The sequence below is a fragment of the Steroidobacter sp. genome (assembly GCF_016790065.1).
Taxonomy (GTDB): domain Bacteria; phylum Pseudomonadota; class Gammaproteobacteria; order Steroidobacterales; family Steroidobacteraceae; genus Steroidobacter.
In genome coordinates this window covers 1-4,834 of sequence record NZ_JAEUPY010000433.1, presented here as the reverse complement: position 1 = coordinate 4,834, position 4,834 = coordinate 1, and the positions used below count along the sequence as shown (strand labels likewise).

Annotated in this window: 4 protein-coding genes and 1 pseudogene; 2 read left to right on the top strand and 3 right to left on the bottom strand. The window is 60.4% G+C overall.

The annotated features are described in order from the left end of the window. The 3 genes and pseudogenes from JNL55_RS18130 to JNL55_RS18120 all read right to left on the bottom strand — a co-directional run. Window positions 1-602 (bottom strand): annotated as a pseudogene (locus JNL55_RS18130) (hypothetical protein); the annotation flags it as partial. 3 nt (window positions 603-605) lie between these two features. Continuing rightward, window positions 606-1,778 (bottom strand): ChaN family lipoprotein, encoded by a 1,173-nt coding sequence (locus JNL55_RS18125; protein WP_293856683.1) that lies wholly within the window; start codon window positions 1,776-1,778, stop codon window positions 606-608. A 123-nt stretch (window positions 1,779-1,901) separates the two neighbouring features. Continuing rightward, the gene (locus JNL55_RS18120; protein WP_293856681.1) at window positions 1,902-3,071 is read right to left on the bottom strand and encodes a hypothetical protein; all 1,170 of its coding nucleotides are present in this window, start codon (window positions 3,069-3,071) and stop codon (window positions 1,902-1,904) included. Between the two features lie 48 nt (window positions 3,072-3,119). On the opposite strand from JNL55_RS18120, the gene JNL55_RS18115 reads away from it, so the two are divergent. Both JNL55_RS18115 and JNL55_RS18110 read left to right on the top strand, forming a co-directional pair. Then, the gene (locus JNL55_RS18115) at window positions 3,120-4,250 is read left to right on the top strand and encodes a LacI family DNA-binding transcriptional regulator (protein WP_293856679.1); all 1,131 of its coding nucleotides are present in this window, start codon (window positions 3,120-3,122) and stop codon (window positions 4,248-4,250) included. A gap of 93 nt (window positions 4,251-4,343) precedes the next feature. After that, window positions 4,344-4,834, top strand: a 491-nt coding sequence (locus JNL55_RS18110) for an alpha-amylase family glycosyl hydrolase (RefSeq protein WP_293856677.1), incomplete at its 3' end; no start/stop codon positions are given.

Below are 4,834 nucleotides of genomic sequence, written 5' to 3'. Positions count from 1 at the left end.
GCTTTCGCCAGGATCTCGCGTCGTACCATGTCAGCACGGTAGATCTCTGGGTTGCCGCGATGATGTACTCGGGCGAACGTCGTCGGCGTGCGGTTGCCGTGATAGGCAGACCAATCGTAACGGTAGCTCAGATTCAGAACTCGGAACTTGTGAGCGCCGGCGGGCAGAGATCGGTTCAATTGCCACGCCGCGCGATAGATATCCATGTACTCGCGGTAGGCCCAGCCGACGTTGTAGTTGAACATCAGCCGACGTGCGGTCGCTTCGTCGTAGCGATTGGCGGTGATCAGTCGATCGAGCTCGGCTTGATCTTCGCTGGCGCCGAATTCCATGCCGAAGGTGTAGACGCCGGCCTTGTACAGCAGCGGAATCAGGCGTTGCGTCAGCAGCAGGTTGTGCTTGATGGCGTGGTCTTCGGCAAGGAACACGATGTCGTGGCGGTCGAACTTGCTGACGACGTATGCCTCGGGCTCGCTCGCGTGAGCCGCGACGTAACGCGCCAACTCGGCGGCTCGCTCGTCGCTCAGCGGCGCGGACGCGCCAGCTGGCAGCGACTGCGCAAACGCCAAGCACACCAGCAGCATTGAGGCAATGCGCTTCATGCGTCAGCGCACGCGCCGATAGATCTTCGGAATATCTGCGTACTCTCGAATACTTCGCCAGTACGCCTCGAGACTCTTCGGCCGGCCACTCAGATCCGGAAACGCCGGATGCTGTCTCTGCGCTTCGAGCCAATTCTGCTCCGTCAGAAACTTCTCATCGATAGTGCATGCCTCAGCCGCTCGCAGCGGCTTCACAAACACATAACCATCCGCCAGGTCGTGCAGGCGAAAATCCTGATGACCAATAGCGAAGTAGCTGTCATCTCGCAATTCACCGAGCGGCGTACCGACCAAATCAAAGCCCACCGGCGCATTGCGACGCTTCGCCATCACTTGCTCGAGCGCGCCGCCAGCCGGCTGCACCAAGTCGTCCGGTCCACCGGTCTGGCTATAGAACGGCCGATGCAACAGGATGTTGAAAACTTTCCCCGGCGCGAGCCGGTACAACAGATTCCCCATGCTCCGATCTTCGAGCCGATAGAAACCTTCAGACAGATAGTCATTCACCGGCAGCGTGTAGCGCGTGTACGCGTGGCCGGTGCCCGTGAGAATCAGGATTTTGTCGCCCTTCGACAGGACTTCGCGCTGAATCAAGTCGACCCGATAACGTTCGGTATCGCCTTTCGGAAACACGCGTTGCATGTTGTCCGGCGTGCCCACGCCATTGAAGCCGTCCCAGTTGAATTTGTAACTGAGATTGAGAATGCGGAACTTGCGCGCGCCCACAGGCAATGAACGGTTGAACGCCCAGGCCACTCGATAGATGTCCATGTACTCCTTGAACACCCAGCCGACGTTGTAGTTGAACATCAGCCGTCGCGCGACCGACTCGTCGTAGCGTTCTCCTGTCACCAGCGCATCCAACGCGGCCTGATCTTCGCTGGCGCCGAATTCCATGCCGAAGTTGTAAACGCCAGCTTGATACAGCTGCGGAATCAGCCGATGCGCCAACTCCAAGTTGTGTTTGACCCGATGCTCCTCTCCCAGCAGCACGACGTCGTAACGCTTGACCTTACTGAGGATGTATTGCTCCGGAGTCGCGCCGTGCTCCTTGAGGTAGGTCGCAAGGCGCTGAGCCTCGGCATCTGCCAGCGGCGTCGATGCGTACGCCGCCGCTGAGCCGGCGAGCATCAGCCACAACGCAGCCCACTTCACAAACGTGTTCATCAATCGCATAGGCGTCTCAATCAGATCCCGTCGGCTCGCGACAAAGTGCTCATCCATCGCATGAGCATTTCAAGCTAGATCAGTTCAGGCCACGCTGGAGAGTCATCAATCGCACGTCCATTTCGAGCGGGCTCAGTTCAGGTCTCGGTAGCGTTGGCGCGTATCCACGTACTCGCGGATCTTGTCCAGGTACTGCTGGCGCGTAGCCGGCTTCGGGTTGATGCCGGGAAAATCGGGCAGCTCCCGCTGTGCCTGCGGCCAGTTCTGGTCGGTGAGGAAGGCCTCGTCGATCTCGCAGCCCCGAAAGTTCTCGATGGGCATCTCGTAGATGTAGCCGTCAGCAAGATCGCGCAGGCGAAAGTCGGAATACCCCGTCGCGTAGTAGCTGTCGTCAGCAAGCTCGCCCATCGGTGTGCCGACCAGATCGAAGCCCACGCGTCGCCCCTTCAGCCCAGTGAACACCTGATCGAGCGCGCCATTCGCAGGACGCACCTGGCCGCCGAATTTCCCGGGAAACGGCTGATGCAGCAGGATGGTGACGACCTTGCCCGGCGCCAACTTCAGCAGCCGATTGCCCAAGTGCCGATCGTCGAGCCGCACAAAACCCTCGCCGTTGTAATCAGGCATGGGCATCGCGTAGCGAGTAAATGCATGCACGGTCCCGGTCAGCACCAGCAATTTTTCGCCGCGTGCCAGGATTTCTCGCTGTACCACCTCAGCACGATGAGCATCCGCCGGGCCCTTGTAGTAGACCTTGGCCATCGCGGCCGGCGTGCGTGCGCCAGTGAAGGCGGCAAAGTCGTAACGGTAGCTGAGATTCAGAATACGGAACTTGCGAGCCCCGGCCGGCAGCGAGCGATTCAACTCCCACGCAACACGGTAGATATCCATGTATTCCTTGAATACCCAACCGACGTTGTAATTGAACATCAACCGTCGCGCGACCGACTCGTCGTATTTCGCTCCCGTCACCAGCGTATCCAACGCGGCCTGATCTTCGCTGGCACCGAACTCCATGCCGAAGTTGTAGATGCCCGCCCGGTACAGCAACGGGATCAACCGCTGCGCCAGCTTCAAGTTGTGCTGGAGCGCGTGATCTTCGGCCAGCAACACGACGTCGGCGCGCTCGAACTTGCGCAGAACGTATTGCTCGGGAGTGGTGACAACGTTCGCCAGTCCTTGCGACAACGTCGCCGCTTCGGCAGCTGTCAGTGGTCGTGGAGTCGCTAGAGTTGTCGCGGCAACGACCAGCAGCGCTAGTCCGATGCACGCAAGGCTGATGCCGCGTGACGCGCCGATCATTGTTCCCCCACGTCGTTCTTGTCGTAAGCTCAGTGTATGGGGGCCCCTATGACCGAACAATCCTCTGCAAACGTATTCAACGATGACTACGCACAGCGGCGCGTTAGCATCGCCCCGGCTGCTATTGAAGAAGACAACTTGTCGCCCAAGACGCGCAAACCCACATCGCTCGACATCGCCGAACTCGCGAACGTATCGCAAGCAACTGTTTCCCGCGCTCTGCGAGGCAGCCCGCTGGTCAACGCCGAGACGCGCGAGCGAGTGCTCGAGATCGCCCGCAAGCTGCACTACCGGACCGACCGTAGCGCCGCCGGATTGCGTTCAAGGCGCAGTGGCACGCTGGCGCTGCTGCTGTTCGAAGAGTCCAGGGACGAAGCGCAGATCAACTCGTTCTTCCTGTCGATGCTCGGCCACATCACTCATTGCGCGGCCCGGCGCGGCTTCGATCTATTGTTGTCGTTCCAGCAATTGAGCGATGACTGGCACACCGACTACGAAGTCAGCAACCGCGCCGATGGCTTGATCCTGCTCGGCTACGGCGATTACCTAGAGTATTTGCAGCGACTGAGTCGCTTTGCCGAGTTCAGTACCCACTTCGTGGTGTGGGGCCCGGTCATCGAAGGCCGCCCCGGTCACTTCGTCTCCTGCGACAACGAACTCGGCGCACGACTGGCGGTAGAGCATCTGTTGAGGCTCGGCCGTCGCAGCATCGCATTCATCGGCAGCGCATCGGATCACAGTCCCGAGTTTCAGCGCCGTCATTGGGGCTACACACAAGCGCTGCGTGGCGCCGGGCTCGAACCGGACGCACGCTTGCACTACGAAGCCAAGAGCCTGGAGGCCGAAGGTTATCGCGCCGGCATGGCCTTGATGGACTCGCAAGCGCGCTTCGACGCCGTGTTCACCGCCAGCGACTTGATCGCGACCGGCGTCGTTCGTGCACTTCAAGACCGAGGCCTGCGAGTCCCCGAAGACGTTGCCGTCGTTGGCTTCGACGACATCGGCCCCGCGGCGCATTTCAATCCGCCGCTCACCACAGTGCGACAGGACACTCGCCTGGCTGGCGAACTGCTGGTGGACAATCTCATCAAGCTCATCGAGGGGCGCCGTGTCGAGTCACGCGTGATCGCGCCTGAGCTGGTGATTCGCGACTCCTGCGGCTACCGACCGACGCCTTAGCTCACTGCAATCGTATTCAACGATCGGGAGCGCGCGAGGCGCTTCAGAATGTCGTATCGACCCTGGTCGCTACGTCATCGTTGAGGAATACCAATGCAGCTATTGCCCTGGTGGCGTGGCGCCGTCATCTATCAGATCTATCCGCGCAGCTTCGTCGACGCGAACGGCGACGGCACCGGCGACTTGGCCGGCATCAACTCGCAACTCGACTACGTGGCCGATCTCGGTGTCGATGCGATCTGGATTTCGCCCTTCTTCAAGTCGCCGATGCGGGACTTCGGCTATGACATCAGCGACTACCGGCAGGTGGACCCGATCTTCGGCACGCTGGAGCATTTCGACCGGCTGCTCGACCAAGCGCATCGACGCGGCATTCGAGTCATCATCGATCAGGTGCTCAGCCACACTTCCGATGAGCACCCTTGGTTTCAGGCTAGCCGCAACAGCCGTGACGGCGATAAAGCCGACTGGTACGTGTGGGCCGATCCGCGCCCCGACGGCACGCCGCCCAACAATTGGTTGTCGATCTTCGGCGGCTCGGCATGGCAATGGGAACCCAGGCGCGGCCAGTACTACCTGCATAA